Here is a 19,803-nt window from a genome sequence, read left to right as displayed (position 1 = left end):
AAAAGTTCGTCGTGGTGGTAGAGAACCGGTCGGCGGCTCCGACTCATCGGTGAGAGCCCGACCTAAGGAGCCCGCTCATGTCCGCGGTACGCGTGCACAACTTCTCGATCTCGCTCGACGGTTTCGGCACCGGCGACGGCCAGGCCCTCGACGCGCCGTTCGGGCACGCCGGGGAACGGCTGCACGAGTGGATGTTCGCCACCCGCTTCTGGCACGAGACGGGAGCCGCCGGCGTCGACCACGTCTTCGCGGCTCGGCACGAGCAGGGAATCGGCGCGGAGATCATGGGGGCCGGGAAGTTCGGGCCGCCCGGCTGGCAGGACGACCCCGACTGGCGGGGGTGGTGGGGGGACACGCCGGTGTTCCGGTCGCCCGTCTTCGTGCTCACGCACCGGCCGCGGCCGTCGATCGAGATGGGCGGCGGCACGACCTACCACTTCCTGGACGCCTCGCCCGCCGAGGCGCTCGCGGTCGCCAGGGAGGCCGCCGGGGGCCTGGACGTGCGGGTCGGCGGCGGGGCCACGGTCATCCGGGACTTCCTCGCCGCGGGGCTGGTCGATCATCTGCACGTGGTGCAGGTGCCGATCCTGCTCGGCCGTGGGGTCAGGCTCTGGGACGGGCTGGAGGCGCTGGAGGAGACGTACACGATCGAGGCGGTTTCGACGCCGTCAGGGGTCACGCATCTGACGTTCACCCGGGTCTGAGGTGGCCTCGACCACCCGGCGGGATCCCGCCGGGATGATCGACGTTCGCCGTTAGGAGCCCACGCTCTTCCGCGAAGCGGTGACGGCGTAGCTGACGGCGAGCAGGGCCAGGCCCGGCGGGATGATGACCCACATCGGCCAGAAGTAGAGCAGTTCGCCCTCGGTCACGCTGAGCAGGACCCAGATCACCAGGTTGAGGGCGACCTTGGCGACCCAGGCGATCCAGACCACCCGGAGCCAGCGGGGTAACGCGCCCGTCGCCACCGCCGGGGCCCTGGTCTGGGTGGCGGTGACGGTCGGCGCGGCCTGGGCGTCGGGCAGGTCGACCAGGAGGTTGTCGAGGTCGGCGAAGGTGACCGAGGTGTAGGCGCGGCTCATGCGGTCGTTGTATTCGTCGAGGCTGAGACGGCCCTCGTCGACGGCGGCCAGCAGATGGGCGACTGCGGCCTCGCGATCAGCGTCGGATACCCGGACTTCACGTCGATCTGCCATTGGCTGCCTCCTCGAGGGTCGTGTGTTCGCGGGCGAGGAGGCGGTCGATGGCGGCCGTCTCCGCGTCGTCGGCGTTTCGGTCGGTACGGCGGCGGTCCGCCATAACGGTCAGGTAGGGCCGGGCCGCCTCGCGGTCGACGCGGTCGAGGAAGGCCGCCAGCATCTGGTCGCGGCTGCGGCGCAGCGGGGGGTCGACGTGGCCGGAGGCGAGCGCCAGCCAGGTGGCGGCGACGTCGGCGGCGCAGGCTCCCCGGCGGGCGGTCGCCCAGTCGATGACGCGGGGGCCGTCGCCGGTGAGCAGGACGTTGTGCGGGTGGAGGTCGAGGTGGAGCAGGTGGTGGCCGACGCAGACGGCGGGCAGCCAGCCGGGGGCGCGGACGGCGGACAACTTCGTGAGCAGGTCGGCGAGGAGCCGGCCGTGGTCGCGGACCTTGCGCGGGTGGGCGGCGGCGTCCTGGAAGAGGCTCGGGCCGTCGAGGCGCTCCATCAGGATGTCGGGGCCGTCGGCGTCGTAGACCTGCGGCGCGGGGAAGCCGCCGCGGCTGGCGTGGCGCATGACGGACGCTTCGCGTTCGAGGCTGCGGCCGTCTTTGGCCCGCCGGATGACCTTGCCCGCTCCGGCCTCGTAGATGTCGCAGTCGCGGCCCGACCCGATCAGGCAACCTACGCGCATGGTAGCCAGGCTAAGGGTTTCGGCGCCGCAATAGGCGGGCGTGCCGGTGACATCTTCTCACCGCTCATCGGGGTCGTCATCAGGTGCTCCGGAGGCTCGGCCAGAGGGCGGACCAGGGGACGGGAGCGGCTCCGCAGAGGCGGATGACGTTCTCGCTGACCTGGTTGTCGAGGTCGTGGCCGACGTCGACCGGGCCGATGAGGCGGCAGTCGGTGAACCGCGCGGGGATGCGGCGGTTCTCGGCGGCGTGGACGAGGAGGACGGGGCCGTTCGCGGTGTCGGGGGGCGGGCCCCAGTCGGCGTAGCTCATGTGGCCCGAATAGGCGGCGGGGAGGCCGCGCTCGGGGCCGTACAGGGCGATGGCGGCGGCTTCGCCGTAGTTCTGGGCGAAGATGACGGCGCGGGCGCGGTCGGCTTCGGGGATCTGCTGCCAGGCGGCGGCGACCGAGTCGGCGAACTCCGGCCAGCCGATCTGCTCCCCCACCTCGGCGTTGAGCGCGTTCGGCAACCCGGCGGCGGCGGGCGGCAGGACCGGGAGCCCGATGACGACGTTGACGGCCGCCGCGACCGCGATGCAGACGACCAGCACGCGCGTGCGGGCCCACTGGACGACGGGCGCCACGCCGGCCGCCATCGACACCATCAGCAGCGGCAGCACGTAGTAGGACTTGCCGCCCGCGATCTGCACGGCGGCGACGAGCAGCAGGGTCGCCACCGGGATCAGCCGGGCCCACCGGACCGACGGGTCGCGCCACAGGCGGACCAGCCCGGCCGCCCAGAGCGGCAGGTACAGCGGGGAGAGCTGCGCGATCAGCAGCGGCAGGAGCATCGCGCGGTCGTCGGCGCCGTCTTCGCTGATGCCGGCCGCGACCGCGAACTGGGGCCAGCCGTTGGCGGCGCTCCAGATCAGGTTGGGCGCGGCGAGGACCAGGGCGATGAGCGCGCCGATCGGCAACCAGCGGGTGCGCAGCACGTCGCGCGGCCCGACCAGCAGCAGCGCCGCGAATAGGACCACCACCAGCAGCCCGAGCAGCTGCTTGTTCTCCATGCCGACGCCGACCGCGACGCCGATCGCCACGAACCACCGGCCGTCGCCGGTGCGCAGCAGGCGCAGCACGAGCAGGCTGATGACCAGCCAGGCGAGCATGTCGAAGGTCGCGGTGGCGAGCAGGTGGCCGAGGCCCAGGACGATCCCGGAGGTGGCCGCGCAGCAGGCGGCGACGGTCTGCACCCGGCGGTCGCCGCCGAGTTCGCGGGCGATCAGGGCGACGGTCACGACCGAGGCCACGCAGAAGACCGTGGCGACGACGCGCAGCGCCGACGGGGTGTCGCCGAACAGGGCGGTGCTCGCGCGGGCGAGCAGGGGGGTGAGCGGCGGCTGGTCGACGTAGCCGAAGTCGGGGTGGTCGCCGGCGACCATGAAGTAGAGCTCGTCGCGGTGGAATCCGTACCGGCCGGACAGGGCGGTCAGCACGGCCGCGAGCGCCGCCGCGACCGCGGTGAGCGGGCCTGCCGCGAGGGATGGCAGCCCCCTGGGGCGACTGTCGCCTTCCTCCGGCAACTTCGTGTCAGAGCGTTCGATAGTCACCCGAAGATTCTGACATCAACCGGTCAATATGAACAGCGGGTTTATGTCAAGCAAGAATGGCCGTCCTCGCAGGTCAGCCTGCCAGAAATGGGCCGGGCCCGGCGCCGCGCGCAACCCCTGTCTTTGCGCCGCCGGGGCGTAGGGGTGACCCCTGTCGGCGACAAGCCGCCCGCCGCTGGCCGGTTCTCCCCGGCCACTTCCTGCCAATGGCGGCCGGGCCCGCCGCCGCTACTGTAGCGGTAACTCGATTTCTTCAGTCGAATTCGAATTATCAAATTCGCGGGCCCGCGAAAAGCAAGCGTCTTTTCGAGGTGAATAATCAAGGAGGTGACACGTTGCTGCACGCCATCGATCTTGTCAAGCGATACGGCCCGGTCCTGGCGCTGGACGGATTCAGCCTGAGTGTGGCGGCCGGGGAGATCGTCGGCCTGGTCGGGCACAACGGCGCGGGCAAGACGACCTTCGTGGAGATCGTGTCGTACCTGATCCGTCAGGACGCCGGTCACGTGACCATCGACGGGCGTCCGCCGTCGGCGAGCCGGGGGCGGGTGGGCGTCGCGCCGCAGCACATCGCGCTCTACCCGTCCGTCACCGTGCGCGAGCACCTCAACCTGTTCGGGAAGCTCGCGGGGCTGCGCCGGGCCGCGCTCGACGGCGCCATCGAGGAGCTGACCGTGGCGCTGCGGCTCGGCTCGTTCATCGACCGCAGGACGGCGGGCCTGTCGGGCGGGCAGCAGCGGCGGGTCCAGGCGGCCACCGCGCTGATCCACCGGCCCGGTCTGCTGCTGCTCGACGAGCCGACCGCCGGCGCCGACCTGGAGACCCGCGAGGCGATGCTCGACGTCGTCAAGCAGCGGGCGGGCGACGGCGCGGCCATCGTCTACACCACCCACTACCTGCCCGAACTGGTCGAGCTGCAGGCGACCATCGCGGTGGCCCGCAGCGGGAAGATCATCGCGCGGGGCACCTACGACGAGCTGGTCGACGGGCTGCCCGGGGAGGTGCGGCTGATCCACGACAACGAGGAGGAGGTCCGCGTCTCCACCACGCAGCCGGCCGCCACCCTGATCGACCTGCTGGGCCGCGCCGAGCGGCCCATCAGCACGATCGAGGTCCACAACCCCTCCTTGGACGACCTCTACCGATCCCTGGCGGTCAGCGATGCTCCTTGACACCGGCTACCGACCGGGGCCGACCGCCGCCCTGCGCGAGTCCCTCTACCGGATCCGCGCCCTGGCGGGCAACAACACGCTCATCCGGCTCCGAGACCCCGGCCAGACGATCAGCTACGTGGTCATGCCGATGGTCCTGATGCTGGTCCTGAAGCCGCTGTACGTCCGCGCGGTCGAGGGCGGCACCACCAAGGTGGTGACCGGGCTGCTGGTCATGTTCTCGGTGTTCGCGATCTCCATCGCGGGCAACGCGATCCTGGCCGAGCGCACCTGGAAGACCTGGGACCGGCTCCGGGTGAGCCGGGCGCCGGCCGCCGAGCTGCTGATCGGCAAGACCCTGCCGATCTACGTGGTGATGATCGCGCAGCAGAGCATCCTGCTGGTGTACGGCTGCCTGGTCATCGGCCTGCCCGTGCCCGGGAACGTCCCGCTGGTCCTGGGGTCGATCCTGGTCTGGGCGTTCACGCTGCTGGCGATCGGCGCGCTGCTGGCCGCGATCGTGCGCAGCCACGGCGAGCTCAGCGTGATCGCCGACGTGGGCGCGCTGACGCTCAGCTCCCTGGGCGGGGCGCTGGTGCCGCTGAGCCTGATGCCCGAGTGGGCGCAGGTCGCCGCGCAGCTGTCCCCGGGCTACTGGGCCCTGAAGATGCTGCAGGCCGCCGTCGTCGGCGACACGGCCGGGACGATGCTGCCCGCGGCGATCCTGCTGGGGATCGCGCTCGTCTGCGGCGTTTTCGCGATTCGCCGGCTCACCCGCGGCTGGGGCCGCGGCGGGCTGCTCTAAAAGAATTCCCACTTAAAAAATTCGGTGAATAGGGGCGTGTTGATGGATCAGCAACATCCACCTGGCGGCTCGCAATACCCCGCGGACGAGTCCGATATTGCGATCATCGGCATGGCCGGTCGATTCCCGGGAGCAAATGACGTCCAGACTTTCTGGCGGAACATCAGCACCGGGGTCGAATCCTTCACGCGTTTCTCCGATGAGGAACTCATCGAGGCGGGCGTGCCGGCGGCGACGTTCTCGAAGCCGAACTACGTCCGGAGCCGGCCGGTTCTCGACGAGATCCGCGGCTTCGACGCGGCGTTCTTCGGTTACAACCCGCGCGAGGCCACGCTGGCCGATCCGCAGCAGCGGCTCTTCCTCGAATGCGTGTGGGAGGTGCTGGAGTCGGCCGGGTACGGCTCGCCGGAGAGCCGCGGCTCGGTCGGCGTGTTCGCCGGCATGAACATCAGCGGCTACCTGCTGACCCGGCTCCAGGCGTTCGCCATGGGCATCGACACGTCCGCGCTGATGATCGGCAACGACAAGGACTCGCTCGCCACGAACGTCTCGTTCCGGCTCGACCTGTCGGGGCCGAGCGTGACCGTGCAGACGTTCTGCTCGACCTCGCTGGTCGCGGTGCACCTGGCGAGCGAGGCGCTGCGCCGCGACGAGTGCGACATGGCGCTCGCGGGCGGCGTCTCGGTCCGCATCCCGGACCGGACCGGCTACCTGTGGGAGGAGGGCGGCCAGGAGTCGCCCGACGGCCACGTGCGCACCTTCGACGCGCAGGGCCGGGGCAGCATGTTCGGCGACGGCGCTGCCGTGGTCGCGCTGAAGCGCCTGGGCAAGGCGATCGAGGACCGCGACACCGTGCTCGCGGTGATCCGCGCCTCGGCCATCAACAACGACGGCGCGATGAAGTTCAGCTACCTGGCCCCCAGCATCGACGGCCAGCGCCGCTGCGTGTCCAAGGCGATCGAGAAGGCGGGCGTCGACCCGTCGCAGATCGGCTACGTCGAGGCGCACGGCACCGCCACCGAGGTCGGCGACCCGATGGAGGTCGCGGCGCTGACCAAGGCGTTCGGCCAGACGGAGAAGAAGCAGTACTGCGTGCTCGGCTCGATCAAGCCGAACGTCGGCCACCTCGACCGCGCCTCCGGCGTGACGGGCCTGATCAAGGTCGTCCAGTCGCTGCGGCACGAGCTGATCCCCGGGACGCTGCACTACACCTCGCCGAACCCCGAGATCGACTTCGAGACCAGCCCGTTCTACGTCACGGCCACCCCGACTCCCTGGCCGCGCAGCGCCGAGCGGCCGCGCATCGCCGGGATCAGCTCGCTCGGCATGGGCGGCACGAACGCGCACGCGATCATCGTCGAGGCGCCCGTTCCGGCCCCGCGCCCGGAACGGCCGCGCCGCTGGCAGATCCTCCCGGTGTCGGCCCGGTCGGCCGCCTCCGCCGAGCGGATGGCCGTGCGTCTGGGCGAGAGCATCGCCGCGGACCCCGGCGTGGACCTGGGCGACGTCGCGTACACCCTCCAGAAGGGCCGCAAGGTCTTCAACCACCGCAAGGTGGTCGTCGCCGACGGCAACGCCAAAGCCGCCGCGCTGCTCACCGACCCGGCCGGGCCACTGGGCCGGACCGACACGGCGGTCGGCCGCAAGACCGGGTTCCTGATCGCCGGCGTCGGCGAGCAGTACCCGGGCATGGTCGCCGCCCTGTACGAGACCGAGCCGCGCTTCCGGGCCGACGTCGACGAGTGCGTCAGCCTGCTGGGCCTCACCGAGGCGTCCCAGCTGTCCGACGTCTTCGTGCCGGCCGGGCCCGCGAGCGCCCCCGACCTGGCCGCGCTGCTCGGGCGGACCGGAACCGCCGCCCCCGCGTCGGACCCGAACGCGCACCTCATCCAGCCCGCCGTCTTCGTCGCCGAGTACGCGCTGGCCCGCCTGCTGATGAGCTGGGGCGTCAAGCCGGAGATCATGGTCGGCTACAGCCTCGGCGAGTACGTCGCGGCCTGCCTGTCCGGGGTGTTGTCGCTGGCCGACGCGCTCAAGCTGGTCGCCTACCGGGCCAAGCTGATCACCTCCCAGCCGGAGGGCGGCATGCTGGCCGTGGCCGCCGACGAGAAGCGGCTGAAGGCGGTGCTCGGCGACCTCGGCCTCGACGTCGCGGTCCGCACCGGCTCGCAGCTCGTGCTGGCCGGGCCGGAGGACGCCGTCGAGGCCGCCGCCGAGCGGCTGCGGGCGGCCGAGATCGGCTGCCGCCGCCTCCAGACCACGCACGCGTTCCACTCGCGCATGCTCGACCCCGTCGCGGCCGAGCTGACCTCCTGGATCACCGCCAACGTGACGCTGAACCCGCCGGTCATCCCGTACGTCAGCAACGTCACCGGCGAGATCGCCACCGCCGACCTGGTCACCGACCCCGGCTACTGGGCCCGCCACATGTGCGAGACGGTCGAGTTCGGCGCCGGGCTCGCGCACGTGCTGCGCGGCGGCGACATGACCCTGACCGAGATCGGCCCCGGCCAGTCGCTCGGCGCGCTGACCCGCGGCCACCCCGACTGCGACCGCAACCAGTGGCCGCTGATCGTCACCACCCTGCCCGGCCAGGGCGACCAGGTGGAGACGCTCGCCGCCACCGCGACCGCCGTCGGCAAGCTCTGGCTGGCCGGCGTGCCGATCGACTGGGACGCCCTCCACGACGGCTGGGATCCCGGCCGGGTGCCGCTGCCGACCTACCCGTTCGACCGCCAGGACTACTGGCTGGAGATCGACCAGGCGGCGCTCGGCACCGGCGTGCCCATGCTCGACGAGAGCGACCCCACCAGCATCGCGACCGCGCTGCCGCGCCTGCCGGACGAGCGGTGGATCAACGTCCCGGTGTGGCGGCAGACCGCGCCCCAGCTGGTGCGCGAGGAGGAGCAGACCAAGTGGCTGCTCTTCACCGACGCCGGCCTGGCCGACACGCTGACCGGCTCGGTGCGCGCCGCGCTCGACGCCCTCGGCCACGAGGTCGTGCTGGTCCGGCCCGGCGACGCCTACCGGGAGGACCCTGACGCGTTCGTCGTGCGGCCCGGCTCGCAGGAGGACGTCGTCGCCGCGCTGCGCGCCCTGGGCGAGCGGGGCTTCCAGCCGGAGCGGGTCGTCCACCTCTGGACCGCCGACCCGGCCCCCGCCGAGGGCGACGCCACCCAGGAGTGCCTGAAGCGCGGCCTCTACACGCTGGTCTCCTTCGCCCGCGCCGCGGTCGACCTCGGCCTGCCGACCTGGGCGCTGGACATCGTCACCGTCGGCAGCCAGAAGGTGCTGACCGGCGACGACGTCATCCCGGAGCGCAACACGCTGCTCGGCCCGACCCGGCTCATCCCGGTCGAGTACCCGAGGGTCAAGACCCGTCTCATCGACGCCGACGCCGGCACCTCGCCGGCCGCCCTGCGCGGGCTGCTGGCCGAGCTGCGGGCCGACCCGGCCGACCAGGTCGTCGCGCTGCGCGAGGGCCGCCGCTGGACGCCGGGCTACGAGGTGCTGGACGCCGCCAACATCGACAGGACCGACCCGGTCGTGGACGTCCGGCGCGGCGGGACCTACCTGGTCACCGGCGGCCTGGGCGGCATCGGCCTGGGCATGGCCGAGCTGCTGGCCGAGAAGTACCAGGCCAACCTGGTCCTCCTGGGCCGCACCCCGGTGCCGCCGAAGGACCAGTGGAACCAGATCCTGGCCGCCCCCGGCACCGCAGACGAGGTGCGGCGGCGCGTCGAGGGGCTGCGCCGGCTGGAGGCGCGCGGCGTCGGGGTCGTCACGGTGGCGGGCGACGTGTCGAAGGTCGCCGACGTGCGGCGGGCGGTCGACGCGGCGGTCGAGCGGTTCGGCGGGCTCAACGGAGTCCTGCACTGCGCGGGCGTGCCGGCGGTCGGCCTGATGCAGTTCAAGACCGTGGCCGACATCGAGCGCACGCTCGCGCCGAAGGTGGCCGGTTCGCTGGCCCTGGCCGAGGTGCTCAAGGACGTGCCGGTCGACTTCCTGGCCCTCTACTCCTCCACCACCTCCGCCACCGGCGGCGGCGCCGGCCAGGTCGACTACTGCGCGGCCAACGCGTTCCTCGACTCCTTCGCGCTCAGCGACCCGCTGCCCGGCGCGCTGGTCACCTCGGTCGACTGGTGCGAGTGGACGTGGAACGGCTGGACCGAGGGCCTGGAGAACTACGACGAGGGCTCCAAGCAGTACTTCACCTGGTACCGGGGCCTGTTCGGGCTCAGCTTCGAGGACGGCTTCGAGGCGCTGGTACGGGTGCTGAACAGCGGTGAGCGGCACGTGGTCACCTCGACGCAGGACTTCGCTCCGCTGGTCGCGATGAGCCGCAAGTCGTCGATCGAGAGCCACCAGGCGACGGTCAAGAAGCTCAGGGACGCGTTCGGCCGGCACCCCCGGCCCGACCTGTCGACCGCGTTCGTCGAGCCCCAGAACGAGACCGAGGAGAAGATCGCCGAGGTGTGGACCGAGGCGCTCGGCCTCGAATCGGTCGGCGTCCACGACAACTTCTTCGAGCTCGGCGGCAACTCGCTGCTCGGCATGGAGATCATCGCGGACGTGCGCAAGACGCTCGGCCTGACCTACCTCCCCCCGCACATCCTCTACCAGTCGCCCACCATCTCGTCGCTGGCCGAAGCGGCCACCGCGGGCGAGGCCAACGAAGAGCAGACGGCCGACGTGCGCGAACAGCAGCGCACCTCGCGCATCGAACAGCGGCGGAACATGCTCCGGAGCGGAAGGACGTCATGACGGAAACCGACTACGCCTCGGCGGTGGCGCTGATCGGCATGTCCGGTCGATTCCCCGGCGCCGACAGCGTCGCCGACCTGTGGCGCAACGTACTGTCCGGGATCAAGGGGCTGCGCGAGATCACCGACGCGGAGCTGCGCGAGACCGGCGTCGAGCCCGGCCAGATCGCCGACCCGCGCTACGTGCGGATCGGCGGCCCGCTGGCCGACCTGGAGCACTTCGACGCGGGGGTCTTCGGCATCAACCCGCGCGAGGCCGAGATGATGGACCCGCAGCACCGGCTGTTCCTGGAGTGCTCGTGGGAGGCCCTGGAGGCGGCCGGCTACTGCCCCACCGACGTGCCGGGGCAGGTCGCGGTGTTCGGCGGCTGCGGGTTCCCCGACTACGTCGTGAAGAACATCTTCCACCAGGCGAGCCAGCCCGGCGGCGCGATGCTGATGGCGATCGGCAACGAGCGCGACTCGCTGGCGAACCTGGTGTCGTACAAGCTGGGGCTGCGCGGGCCGGCGGTGTCGGTGCAGACGTTCTGCTCCACGTCGCTGGTGGCGGTGCACCTGGCCTGCCAGAGCCTGCTGACCTACGAGTGCGACATGGCGCTGGCCGGCGGCGCGTTCACCCCGCTCCCCCAGCCCGCCGGGTACCTGTACGAGCAGGGCGGCATCATGTCGCCCGACGGGAAGGTCCGCAGCTTCGACGCCGAGGCGGGCGGCACCGTGATGGGCAGCGGCGTCGGCACGGTGGCGCTCAAGCGCATGGCCGACGCGCTCGCCGACGGCGACGTGATCCACGCCGTCATCCTCGGGTCGGCGTCCAACAACGACGGCCGCATGCGGGCCGGGTACACCGCGCCGGGCGTCGACGGCCAGGCCGACGTGATCGAGACGGCGCTCGGCGTGGCCGGGGTCAAGCCCGACACCATCGGGTACGTCGAGTGCCACGCCACCGGCACCATGCTGGGCGACTCGATCGAGCTGGCCGCGATGAACCGGGTGTTCACCCAGCCGCGCGAGACCCCGGCCGTGCTCGGTTCGCTGAAGCCGAGCCTGGGCCACCTCGACCGCGCCTCCGGCGTGACCGGCTTGATGCGGGCGGCGCTGAGCCTCAAGCACGAGCTGCTCCAGGGGGTGCCCGACTACGCCCAGCCGAACCCGGCGCTGGCCACCGCGCAGGACCGCTTCACCGTGCTGACCGAGCACCGGCCGTGGCCGGAGGGCCCGCACCCGCGCCGGGCCGGGGTCAGCTCGTTCGGCCTCGGCGGCACCAACGCGCACGTGGTGCTGGAGCAGGCGCCGCCGCGCGAGGCCCGCCCGAACCGGCCGGGCCCGCACCTGCTGACCTTCTCGGCGGGCGACGAGAACGCGCTCAACGCGCTCGGCGAGCGGCTGGCCGGATATCTGGCCGGCGACTCCGGCGAGGACGTCGCGGACGTGGCGTTCACCCTGCAGATGTCGCGCGGCGGGTTCGCGCTGCGGCGCGCGATCGTGGTCGCCGACCGCGACGACGCGGTCGTGGCGCTGACCGACCCCGCCCGCTGGATCAACGCCAAGACCCAGCGCCGCAACCCGAAGGTGCGCCTGGTCACGCCGGAGGCCGTGCCGGAGACCTGGGGGCCGGAGCTGCTCGCGGCGGTCGACGCCGTGATCGGCATCGAGGACGGCACCGACCGGCACGACGCGGTCGGCGCGCTGGCCGACGGGCTGCGCCGGCTCGGCGTGCAGGTGACGCGCGACGACGCCGGCCAGGCGTCGGAGGAGATCGTCGTCGCCCCCGTCGACGGGGTGCCCGCGGCCGAGTGGCTGCTGGCCACGCTGGCCCGGTTGTGGCAGGCCGGCAGCACGATCGACTGGACCGCGCTGCACCGGGGCGCGGGCCGCCGCGTCGAGCTGCCCACCTACCCGTGGCAGAAGCGCCGTTACTGGGTGAAGGCCAGCCCGAACGCGCAGGCCGCGCCGGTGAGCAACGACAAGACGTTCGACCGGTCGAAGTGGACGTACCTGCCGACCTGGAAGCAGCGCCCGTTCCCGGTCGCCGGCCTGGACGAGCGGCTGCGCGCGGCCGGCCCCTGGCTGGTCTTCGCCGACGACGCCCGGGGCGAGGCCCTGATCGACCGGCTGAACGCGGCCGGCGCCGAGGTCACGGCCGTGCGGAGCGGCGAGAGCTTCGAGCAGGACGACGCGGGCGACTTCACCGTCAGGCTGGACCAGCCCGACGACATGGCCGAACTCATGTACTCGCTGCTGGCCGCGCCCCGTGCGATCGTCCACGCGTTCAGCCTGGCCTCGGCCGAGCCGGGGGCGGACGACGACCCGTCGGCGCACTTCGACGCCGAGCAGCGCCGCGGCTTCTACTCCGTGCTGGCGCTGGCCAGGGAACTGGTCGACAACAGCGGCTCCGCGCCGCGCGCCGAGCTCGCCCTGCTCACCTCGGGGGCGGTCGGCGTGCTCGGCTCGGACCTGCGCCACCCGGAGCACGCCACTCTCGCGGCGCTGGCCCCCAGCCTGGCCCAGGAGAACCCGCGGATCCGGGCCCGCACGATCGACGCCGACCCCTCTCCGGCCGGCGACGAGTCGGTGCAGATCCTCGCCGCGATCCTGGCCCCGCACGAGGGCCCGGTCGCGGTCCGCGCCGGCGAGACCTGGGCGCGGGCCTACGAGCAGTTCCCGACCGAGGAGCTGACCGACGAGACCCGCCCGATCAAGGACGGCGAGACCGTGCTGATCACCGGCGGCCTCGGCGACGTCGGGCTCGTGCTCGCCCGCCACCTGGCCGCCGCGTACCGCTGCAACCTGGTGCTCACCGCCCGGTCGCCGCTGCCGCCCCGCGAGGAGTGGGAGTCGTTCCTGGCGGAGACGCCCTCCGGGGGCGAGCGCACCGCCCGGCACATCCGCAACATCCAGGACCTGGAGAGCCGGGGCGCGACCGTGCTCTGCCTGTCGGCCGACGTGGCCGACGAGGAGCGCATGGCGGCCGTGGTCGAGGCCGCGGTCGAGCGGTTCGGCGGGATCGACGTGGCGGTGCACGGCGCGGGCGTGCAGGACGGGGCGTACTTCAACTTCGCCCACCTGATGGACCGCGCCCAGTGCGACGCCCACCTGGCCACCAAGGTCAAGGGCTTCCACGTGCTGGAGAAGGTGCTCGGCGGGCACGCGGCCGGCCGGCGGATCACGTTGTCGTCCATCGCGGCGGTGCTGGGCGGCATGACGCTCGCGCCGTACGCGGCGGCCAACGCGGCGCTGGACGCCTACATCCGCCAGGCCCGGGTGGCGGGCGGCGGCCGCTGGGTGACCGTCGACTGGGACACCTGGAGCATCGACGCCACCCGTCTCGAAGGCCACAGCGAGGCCGTCGTCGGCTTCGCGATGGCCCCGGCCGAAGGCGTCGACGTCTTCGAGCGGGCCCTGGCCTCCACCGACCGGGTCGGCCACCTGGTCATCTCGACCGGCCCGCTGGAGGGCCGGCTGGCGCAGTGGGTCACCGGCGACATCCACGGCGCCGACGACAGCCCCGACGACCAGGAACGCCACCCGAGACCCGACCTCAACAACCCCTACGTGGAGCCGAAGGAGGGCACCGAGGCGGCGCTGGCCGAGATCTGGTCGCGCGTGCTGGGCATCGAGCCGATCGGCGCCACCGACAACTTCTTCGAGCTGGGCGGCCACTCGCTGCTCGCGATCGAGCTGACCACCCGGATCCGCAAGTCGCTGAACGCGTCGGTCCCGGTGACGGGACTGCTGGAGTGCCCGACGGTGCGCATGCTGGCCGAGCTGCTCGACGAACGGGAGACCGGATGAGGCAGCCGGAGCACGTGCGGGCCGTCCAGGCGTTCGCGCGCCGGGAGCTCATCGGCAAGGACGCCTACCTCGACTCGCTGGCCGAGGCGCCGCTCCCGCTGTACGAGCGGTTCGCCGACACCGGCCTGGCGAACTGGTGGGTGCCGAAGGAGTACGGCGGCCCCGGCCTCGGCCTGGAGGACGGCGTGCAGATCGTCGCCGAACTCGCCTACGCCGACGCCGGCGCCGCGTTCACCCTGTTCATCCCGGTCCTGACCACCAGCATGGTGTCCTGGTACGGCTCCCCCGGCCTGCGGGAGCACTACCTGGGCAAGCTGGTGGCCGGGAGCGGCTTCTGCGCGACGCTCGGCAGCGAGCACGCGGCGGGCAGCGAGCTGGCCAGGATCACCACGACGGCCCGCCGCGACGGGACCGACGTCGTGCTGAACGGGGAGAAGGCGTTCTCCACGAACGCCGACTTCGCCGAGTTCCTGGTGGTGGTCGCCCGCGCCGAGCACGACCCGGCCGGGTACCTCGCGGTGCTGGTCCCCCGGGACACGCCGGGCATCCGGATCGACAAACGCTGGGACGTGCTGGGGCTGCGCTCCTCGGCGACCTACCAGGTGACGCTGACCGACGTGCGGGTGCCGGCGGAGAACGTGCTGCGCGGCAACGGGCTGCGGCTGCTGGAGGTGGGGCTGAACGCCAGCCGCATCCTGATCGCCACCACGGCGCTCGGCATCGCCCGCCGGATCCGGGACGTGTGCCTGGAGTACGGCAGGTCCAAGCAGGTCAAGGGCGCCATCCTGGCCGGCAACGCGGTGTTCGCCGCCAAGCTGGGCCAGTTCGAGATGCAGATCGACGTGATGGCGAACCAGTGCCTGGCGGCGGCCCGCCGCTACGACGAGATCGCGGCCCGGCCCGACGCGGCCGCGGAGTTCCTCCGGGTCGGCACGCTGAAGGCGGCGCTGACCACGAAGATGTTCTGCGGCCAGATCGGCTGGCAGATCGCCTCGGCCGCCTCCGAGATGTTCGGCGGCGTCGGCTACACCCACGACGCGGTGATCGGCAAGCTGCTGCGGGACGTGCGGTACGTGTCGATCGTGGAGGGCGGTGACGACGTGCTGCGCGACCTGGTGTTCAACCGGTACGTGGTGCCGGTCTCCCAGCGGTCGTGACGACGGCGCCCGCGTAGCCGGGCGCCACCTCGATCCAGCGAAGGGAACGCGACGAACCCACCGTCGCGTTCCCTTCGTGCGTCACCAGGGCGTTCCGCAGGCCGGGCAGGCCCTCCCCGGTCGCCTTGACGTACGCCTCCTTGGCGCACCAGAGCCGGAAGTACTCCTCCCGGGGCGAGGCGGCCCGGGTCAGGCGCTCGACCTCGGCCGGCTGGTAGAGGTGCCGGGCCATGGCCAGGTGGTCGAGGTCGTCGCGGACCTGCTCGACGTCGACGCCGACCCGCAGGTGCGGGCCGACCGCCCCGATCAGCGCCCACTCCGCGGAGTGCGACAGGTTGAAGTCGACCGGGCGGCCGACGAGGAAGGGCCGGCCGTTATCCTCCGCGTCGAGAACGAGTTCGGCCGGCGGCCGGCCGGTGAGCCGTCCGAGGACGGCCCGCAGGACGCCGTGCGCGACCGTGAAACGGCGGCGCTCGACCGGGGTCGCCAGCGCCGCCGCGCGGTCGCGTTCGGGCCCGGAAAGCAGCGGGGCCCACCTCGCGCCGTCAGGCTGATCGAGGTGGACCCGCCACACGAAGGGTTCCGTCACATCCATTTGAGCAGGGCTTTGGAGATGAGCTTGTGGGCCAGCGCGGCCTGCTCGAACACCGCGAAGTGGCCGCCGACGAACGGCTGGAGCTCGTACTCCCTGGTGGTCTGCTCCCCCCAGGGCGTCACGGTCTCGGCCTTGATCCGGGAGTCGTCGGTGCTGGGCATGGCCGTGATGGGCAGGTCCAGCGGCTTCTCCTCCCGGTACTCGTAGGTCTCCTTGATGGTGAAGTCGGCGACCACGGCCGGGAGGATCATGTCGAGCACGCCGGGGTCGGTCAGCAGCCACTCCGGCGTGCCGCCGAGCTCGCGGAGCATCGAGACCACCTCCGGCCGGGACATCTGCCCGACCGGCTTGCCGTCCTCGTAGGCGAGCTGCGGGGCGACGGATCCGGAGACGAACAGGTGGACCGGCGGCGGTCCGCCGCGGCGGCGGATCTCGCGGGCCAGCTCGAACGCGACGAGCGCGCCGAGGCTGTGGCCGTACAGGGCGTACCTGCGGTCGATCGAGCCGAGCGAGACGTCCGCCTGGATGATCTCGGCGAGGTCGGCGACCAGCGGCCCCATCCGGTCGTAGGCCGGCTCCCTGAGCCTGCTGTCGCGGCCCGGGAGCTGGATGGGCTGCACGGCCACGCCCGGCAGGACGCGCTGCCAGCTCCGGAAGGTGGAGGCGGCGCCGCCGGCGTGCGGCAGGCAGTACAGCGCGAGCGCGCCGGGACCGGCGCCGGTCTGGCCCGCGAACGGCATCCACCGGGATGCCGCGTCGTCAAAGCTCATCGACGATCTCCAAGTGGACGTAGGGCGGTGGCGGCTGGACGGTGCTCAGGTCGGCCTCCAGCACCACGTGGACGCCGTCTCTGCTCACCTCGCGGAAGCCCGCGAAGGCGTAGGTGATCTGCATCATCCGGTTGCGGCCGGTCTCGACGAAGTCGGCGCGCACGCTCACCCCGGCCGCCTGGGCCAGCCGCATGATGTGGTTGAGCAGCACCATGCCGACGCCGCGGGACATCACCCGGCAGGACATCAGCATCATGTTGAGCCGCCACACCTGCTCGCCCTTCTCCACCAGGGCGAGGCCGATCTTGCCGTAGCTGCCGAACCGGTCGGTCAGGGAGGCGACCAGCAGCAGGTGGTCGGGCGAGCCGCGCAGCTCGTCGAGCTCCTCGTAGGAGTAGGTGCGGCCGGTCGAGTTGAGCTGGTTGGTGCGGACCGTCAGCTCCTCGGCCCGCTGGAGGTCGTCCCGTACGGCGGGGGCGATCGTGAAGTGCATCTCCAGCCCGGCCAGGAACTCCTCGTTGGTGCCGACGAAGCCCGACTCCAGGTCGTCGCGCGCGGCCTGCGCCTGGTACATGGGGCGGCGCTGGGCCGACTCGTCGGTGACGAACCGGGGGATGAACTCCGGCCGGGCCAGCGCCTCCTCCAGATCCACGATGTCGACCAGGGTGACGGCCGGCAGGCTGTGGCCGACCTCGCCGCGCTCGAACTCCTGGTCGTCGACGAAGGCGAAGGCGTCGAGCCCGAGGTTGAGCGCCTTCGCGATGCGCGCGATGGACTCGGACTTGGCGTTCCAGTTGATCTGCGGGTGCAGGAACATCTCGTCGAGGCCGAACTCGCGCAGCTTCTCCCGCGCGGCGGCGCCGTCGTTCTTGCTGGCGATCGAGTGCAGCACTCCCATCTGGTCGAGCCGGTGGATGTGCGCCACCACCTCGGGCCGCAGGGCGACGTCGCCGTCCTCCAGCAGCACGCCGTCCCAGAGCGTGTTGTCCAGGTCCCAGACCACGCATTTGATCCGGCCCTGCGCCGGTTTTCTGAGGTCAATCACGGTCATCAGATGATCTCCCGTTCTGCCTGGCCGGCGATGGTGATGCGCTGGATCTCGTTGCTGCCCTCGATGATCTCCATGACCTTGGCGTCCCGGTACAGCCGCGCCACCGGGTAGTCGTGGCCGCAGCCGTTCGCGCCGTGGATCTGGACCGCCTCGGACGCGTGCCGGGCGGCGGCGGTGGAGGCGAAGTACTTCGCCACCCAGGTCGCCATGATCGTGGACGCCTCCCCGGCGTCCTTGAGGCGGCCGGCCTCCGCGACGAGCAGCCGGGCCGCCCGCGCGTCGGTGACCATGTCGGAGAGCTTCGCCTGGATCAGCGGCAGATCCTTGAGGAGCGACCCGCCGACGGTGCGGCGGGAGGCGTACGCGGCGCAGGCCTCCAGCGCCGCCTGGATGATGCCGACCGAGCCGGTCGCCACGCTGTAGCGGCCGAGGTCCAGGGTGCCCGTCAGCACCATGCCGGCGGTGAAGCCGCTCGGGCCGAGCAGCGCGTCGGGGCCGAGCGCGACGTCGCGGAAGGAGATCTCCGCGATCATCGACGCCCGGGTGCCGAGCACGTCCTCGATCGGCGTCACCTCGACGCCGGGGGTGTCCCTGGGGACCAGGAACGCCCCGATGCTGGTGGCCGTGCGGGCGAAGACCAGGAACAGGTCGGCCCGCTGGCCGTTGGTGATCCACTTCTTGACGCCGTTGAGCACCCAGCCGCCGTTCTTCTCCACGACGTTGCTGGCGATCCCGGAGGCGTCGCTGCCGGCGCCGGGCTCGGACAGGCAGAACGCGGCGAGCACGTCTCCCCGGCCGAGCGCCGGCACCCACTGCTCGCGCTGCGCCGGGCTGCCCCACCGCTGCACCGCCCACGACACCATCGTGTGGACGGTCAGCAGGCTGCGCACCGAGGAGCAGCCTCGGCCGACCTCCTCGTGGACCTCGCCGAGGGTGACCAGGTCCATGCCCCCTCCCCCGGTGTCCCGGGGGAGGAAGGGGGCCCAGAGCCCGGCGGCGGTCATCCGCTCCAGGAGCTCCTCGGGGACCCGGCCCTGCCGGTCGTACGCGTCGGCGTACGGGACGATGTGGGTGTCGACGAACGCCCGGGCGGACTTCCGGTCGGTGACCTGGAGCACGCCCGGCGCGATCTCAGCCTGGGTCGTCATGTCAGACTCGTGCGGGCGAAAGCCGGTCGACCAGCTCCGACATGGTCTCGGCCGACCGGAAGTTGTCGATCTTCAACTCGTCGTTGGGGATGGTGACCTCGAACGTCTTCTCGATGAACATCACCAGCTCCATGGCGAACAGCGAGTTCACGAAGCCCAGGGCGAAGATGTCCTGGGTCTCGTCGATCTCCGCCTGCGGGTAGCGGGCGCGCACGAAGTCGAGGATCTGCTCTTTGGCGTTGGCGGACATGTCTGGCTCCTTAGTTGGCGTCGTAGGTGTAGAAACCGCGGCCCGACTTGCGGCCGTGCAGGCCCGCGTCGGTCATCTGCTTGAGCAGCGGGCAGGGCCGGTACTTGCTGTCGGCGTAGTGCTCGTAGAGCACCTCGACGCTGTAGAGGATCGTGTCGACGCCGATCAGGTCGGCCGTCTCCAGCGGGCCCATCGGGTGGCCGAAGCAGCTCCGGAACACCTCGTCGACCGACTCGGCGGTGGCGACGCCCTCGTGGACGAGGAACGCGGCCTCGTTCACGGTGAGCATCAGGACGCGGTTGGAGACGAAGCCGCAGGCGTCCTTGACGTCGATGGCCTTCTTGCCCATCGCCGACAGCAGGTCGCGGACCCGCTCGACGGTCTCGGCGGTGGTGTGGAAGCCGGGGATCAGCTCGCACGCCGGCTTGGCCGGGACCGGGTTCATGAAGTGCACCCCGACGACCTTGTCGGGGCGGCCGGTGACGGCGGCGACCTTGGTGATCGGGATCGCCGAGGTGTTGACCACGAAGACGGTGTCGGGCCCGCAGACCGCGTCCATCGTCTCGTAGACCGCCCGCTTGACGTCCCAGTTCTCCGTCACGTTCTCGATGACGACGTCGGCCTTGGCGACCGCCTCGGCGCCCACCGCGGTGGTGATCCGGGACAGCACGTCATCGGGGTCCAGCGCCGGGCCGCCCATCAGGCGGCTCATCCTGGCGTTGCGCCAGATGGTGGCGCGGGCCGCGGCGAGGATCTCCTCGTCCTTGTCCACCAGGACCACCTCGTGGCCGGTCTGGGCCAGGTTCTGGGCCACGCCGACGCCCATCACGCCGGCGCCCACCACACCGATAAGGGTCATGACCT

Annotated in this window: 15 protein-coding genes; 6 read left to right on the top strand and 9 right to left on the bottom strand. The window is 71.8% G+C overall.

The features are described 5' to 3' along the window. The first annotated feature begins 77 nt into the window (after positions 1–77). Positions 78–704, top strand: coding sequence for a dihydrofolate reductase family protein (locus AW274_RS16775; protein WP_062432718.1), 627 nt, complete (start codon positions 78–80; stop codon positions 702–704). A gap of 51 nt (positions 705–755) precedes the next feature. On the opposite strand, the gene AW274_RS16770 is transcribed toward AW274_RS16775, so the two are convergent. The 3 genes from AW274_RS16770 to AW274_RS16760 all read right to left on the bottom strand — a co-directional run bounded on the left by AW274_RS16770 (position 756) and on the right by AW274_RS16760 (position 3,457). Continuing rightward, positions 756–1,196 (bottom strand): DUF1707 SHOCT-like domain-containing protein, encoded by a 441-nt coding sequence (locus AW274_RS16770; protein ID WP_062432715.1) that lies wholly within the window; start codon positions 1,194–1,196, stop codon positions 756–758. Then, a complete protein-coding gene (locus AW274_RS16765; RefSeq protein WP_062432711.1) occupies positions 1,180–1,869 on the bottom strand; it encodes a phosphotransferase in 690 nt (229 codons plus the stop codon). Before AW274_RS16765 ends, AW274_RS16770 begins: the two co-directional genes overlap by 17 nt. A 79-nt stretch (positions 1,870–1,948) precedes the next feature. Beyond that, positions 1,949–3,457, bottom strand: a complete 1,509-nt coding sequence (locus AW274_RS16760; protein WP_198169254.1) for a glycosyltransferase family 39 protein — start codon at positions 3,455–3,457, stop codon at positions 1,949–1,951. A 335-nt stretch (positions 3,458–3,792) separates the two neighbouring features. Between AW274_RS16760 and AW274_RS16755 the strand changes: the two genes are divergently transcribed. The 5 genes from AW274_RS16755 to AW274_RS16735 are packed head-to-tail and all read left to right on the top strand — an operon-like array spanning position 3,793 to position 15,125. Then, positions 3,793–4,629, top strand: a complete 837-nt coding sequence (locus AW274_RS16755) for an ABC transporter ATP-binding protein (protein ID WP_062432708.1) — start codon at positions 3,793–3,795, stop codon at positions 4,627–4,629. Beyond that, complete coding sequence (locus tag AW274_RS16750) at positions 4,619–5,413, top strand: ABC transporter permease (RefSeq protein WP_062432704.1); 795 nt, start codon at positions 4,619–4,621, stop codon at positions 5,411–5,413. The genes AW274_RS16755 and AW274_RS16750 overlap by 11 nt, the downstream gene beginning before the upstream one ends. 42 nt (positions 5,414–5,455) lie before the next feature. Beyond that, on the top strand, positions 5,456–10,177 hold the full coding sequence (locus AW274_RS16745) for a type I polyketide synthase (RefSeq protein ID WP_063813403.1): 4,722 nt from the start codon (positions 5,456–5,458) through the stop codon (positions 10,175–10,177). After that, positions 10,174–13,968: an SDR family NAD(P)-dependent oxidoreductase gene (locus AW274_RS16740; protein WP_062432698.1), complete on the top strand. Its 3,795-nt coding sequence runs from the start codon at positions 10,174–10,176 to the stop codon at positions 13,966–13,968. Before AW274_RS16745 ends, AW274_RS16740 begins: the two co-directional genes overlap by 4 nt. After that, entirely contained in the window at positions 13,965–15,125 is a 1,161-nt protein-coding gene (locus tag AW274_RS16735) for an acyl-CoA dehydrogenase family protein (RefSeq protein ID WP_062432695.1), read from the top strand. The genes AW274_RS16740 and AW274_RS16735 overlap by 4 nt, the downstream gene beginning before the upstream one ends. On the opposite strand, the gene AW274_RS16730 is transcribed toward AW274_RS16735, so the two are convergent. Genes AW274_RS16730 through AW274_RS16705 form a run of 6 tightly spaced genes read right to left on the bottom strand, consistent with a single transcriptional unit; the run spans position 15,088 to position 19,798 of the window. Further along, the gene (locus tag AW274_RS16730) at positions 15,088–15,714 is read right to left on the bottom strand and encodes a 4'-phosphopantetheinyl transferase family protein (protein WP_062432692.1); all 627 of its coding nucleotides are present in this window, start codon (positions 15,712–15,714) and stop codon (positions 15,088–15,090) included. The two genes, AW274_RS16735 and AW274_RS16730, sit on opposite strands and share 38 nt — an antisense overlap. After that, complete coding sequence (locus AW274_RS16725) at positions 15,711–16,490, bottom strand: thioesterase II family protein (RefSeq protein ID WP_062432689.1); 780 nt, start codon at positions 16,488–16,490, stop codon at positions 15,711–15,713. The genes AW274_RS16730 and AW274_RS16725 overlap by 4 nt, the downstream gene beginning before the upstream one ends. Continuing rightward, positions 16,480–17,541 carry an HAD-IIIC family phosphatase gene (locus AW274_RS16720; RefSeq protein ID WP_062432686.1) on the bottom strand — a complete coding sequence of 354 codons (1,062 nt, stop codon included), beginning with the start codon at positions 17,539–17,541 and terminating at the stop codon, positions 16,480–16,482. Before AW274_RS16720 ends, AW274_RS16725 begins: the two co-directional genes overlap by 11 nt. After that, a complete protein-coding gene (locus AW274_RS16715; RefSeq protein WP_062432683.1) occupies positions 17,541–18,689 on the bottom strand; it encodes an acyl-CoA dehydrogenase family protein in 1,149 nt (382 codons plus the stop codon). The genes AW274_RS16720 and AW274_RS16715 overlap by 1 nt, the downstream gene beginning before the upstream one ends. 1 nt (position 18,690) lies before the next feature. Further along, entirely contained in the window at positions 18,691–18,939 is a 249-nt protein-coding gene (locus AW274_RS16710) for an acyl carrier protein (RefSeq protein WP_062432680.1), read from the bottom strand. 10 nt (positions 18,940–18,949) lie between these two features. Next, on the bottom strand, positions 18,950–19,798 hold the full coding sequence (locus AW274_RS16705; protein WP_062432677.1) for a 3-hydroxyacyl-CoA dehydrogenase family protein: 849 nt from the start codon (positions 19,796–19,798) through the stop codon (positions 18,950–18,952). Positions 19,799–19,803 lie beyond the last annotated feature (5 nt).

The organism is Herbidospora daliensis, assembly GCF_001570585.1.
Classification (GTDB): domain Bacteria; phylum Actinomycetota; class Actinomycetes; order Streptosporangiales; family Streptosporangiaceae; genus Herbidospora; species Herbidospora daliensis.
This window is presented reverse-complemented; position numbering and strand designations above follow the sequence as displayed.

Excerpts from the sequence above, each read along its gene's own strand:
- AW274_RS16775 (WP_062432718.1), top strand. The coding sequence starts at position 78 with ATGTCCGCGGTACGCGTGCACAACTTCTCGATCTCGCTCGACGGTTTC.
- AW274_RS16770 (WP_062432715.1), bottom strand. The coding sequence starts at position 1,196 with ATGGCAGATCGACGTGAAGTCCGGGTATCCGACGCTGATCGCGAGGCC.
- AW274_RS16765 (WP_062432711.1), bottom strand. The coding sequence starts at position 1,869 with ATGCGCGTAGGTTGCCTGATCGGGTCGGGCCGCGACTGCGACATCTAC.
- AW274_RS16750 (WP_062432704.1), top strand. The coding sequence starts at position 4,619 with ATGCTCCTTGACACCGGCTACCGACCGGGGCCGACCGCCGCCCTGCGC.
- AW274_RS16745 (WP_063813403.1), top strand. The coding sequence starts at position 5,456 with ATGGATCAGCAACATCCACCTGGCGGCTCGCAATACCCCGCGGACGAG.
- AW274_RS16740 (WP_062432698.1), top strand. The coding sequence starts at position 10,174 with ATGACGGAAACCGACTACGCCTCGGCGGTGGCGCTGATCGGCATGTCC.
- AW274_RS16735 (WP_062432695.1), top strand. The coding sequence starts at position 13,965 with ATGAGGCAGCCGGAGCACGTGCGGGCCGTCCAGGCGTTCGCGCGCCGG.
- AW274_RS16725 (WP_062432689.1), bottom strand. The coding sequence starts at position 16,490 with ATGAGCTTTGACGACGCGGCATCCCGGTGGATGCCGTTCGCGGGCCAG.
- AW274_RS16720 (WP_062432686.1), bottom strand. The coding sequence starts at position 17,541 with ATGACCGTGATTGACCTCAGAAAACCGGCGCAGGGCCGGATCAAATGC.
- AW274_RS16715 (WP_062432683.1), bottom strand. The coding sequence starts at position 18,689 with ATGACGACCCAGGCTGAGATCGCGCCGGGCGTGCTCCAGGTCACCGAC.
- AW274_RS16710 (WP_062432680.1), bottom strand. The coding sequence starts at position 18,939 with ATGTCCGCCAACGCCAAAGAGCAGATCCTCGACTTCGTGCGCGCCCGC.
- AW274_RS16705 (WP_062432677.1), bottom strand. The coding sequence starts at position 19,798 with ATGACCCTTATCGGTGTGGTGGGCGCCGGCGTGATGGGCGTCGGCGTG.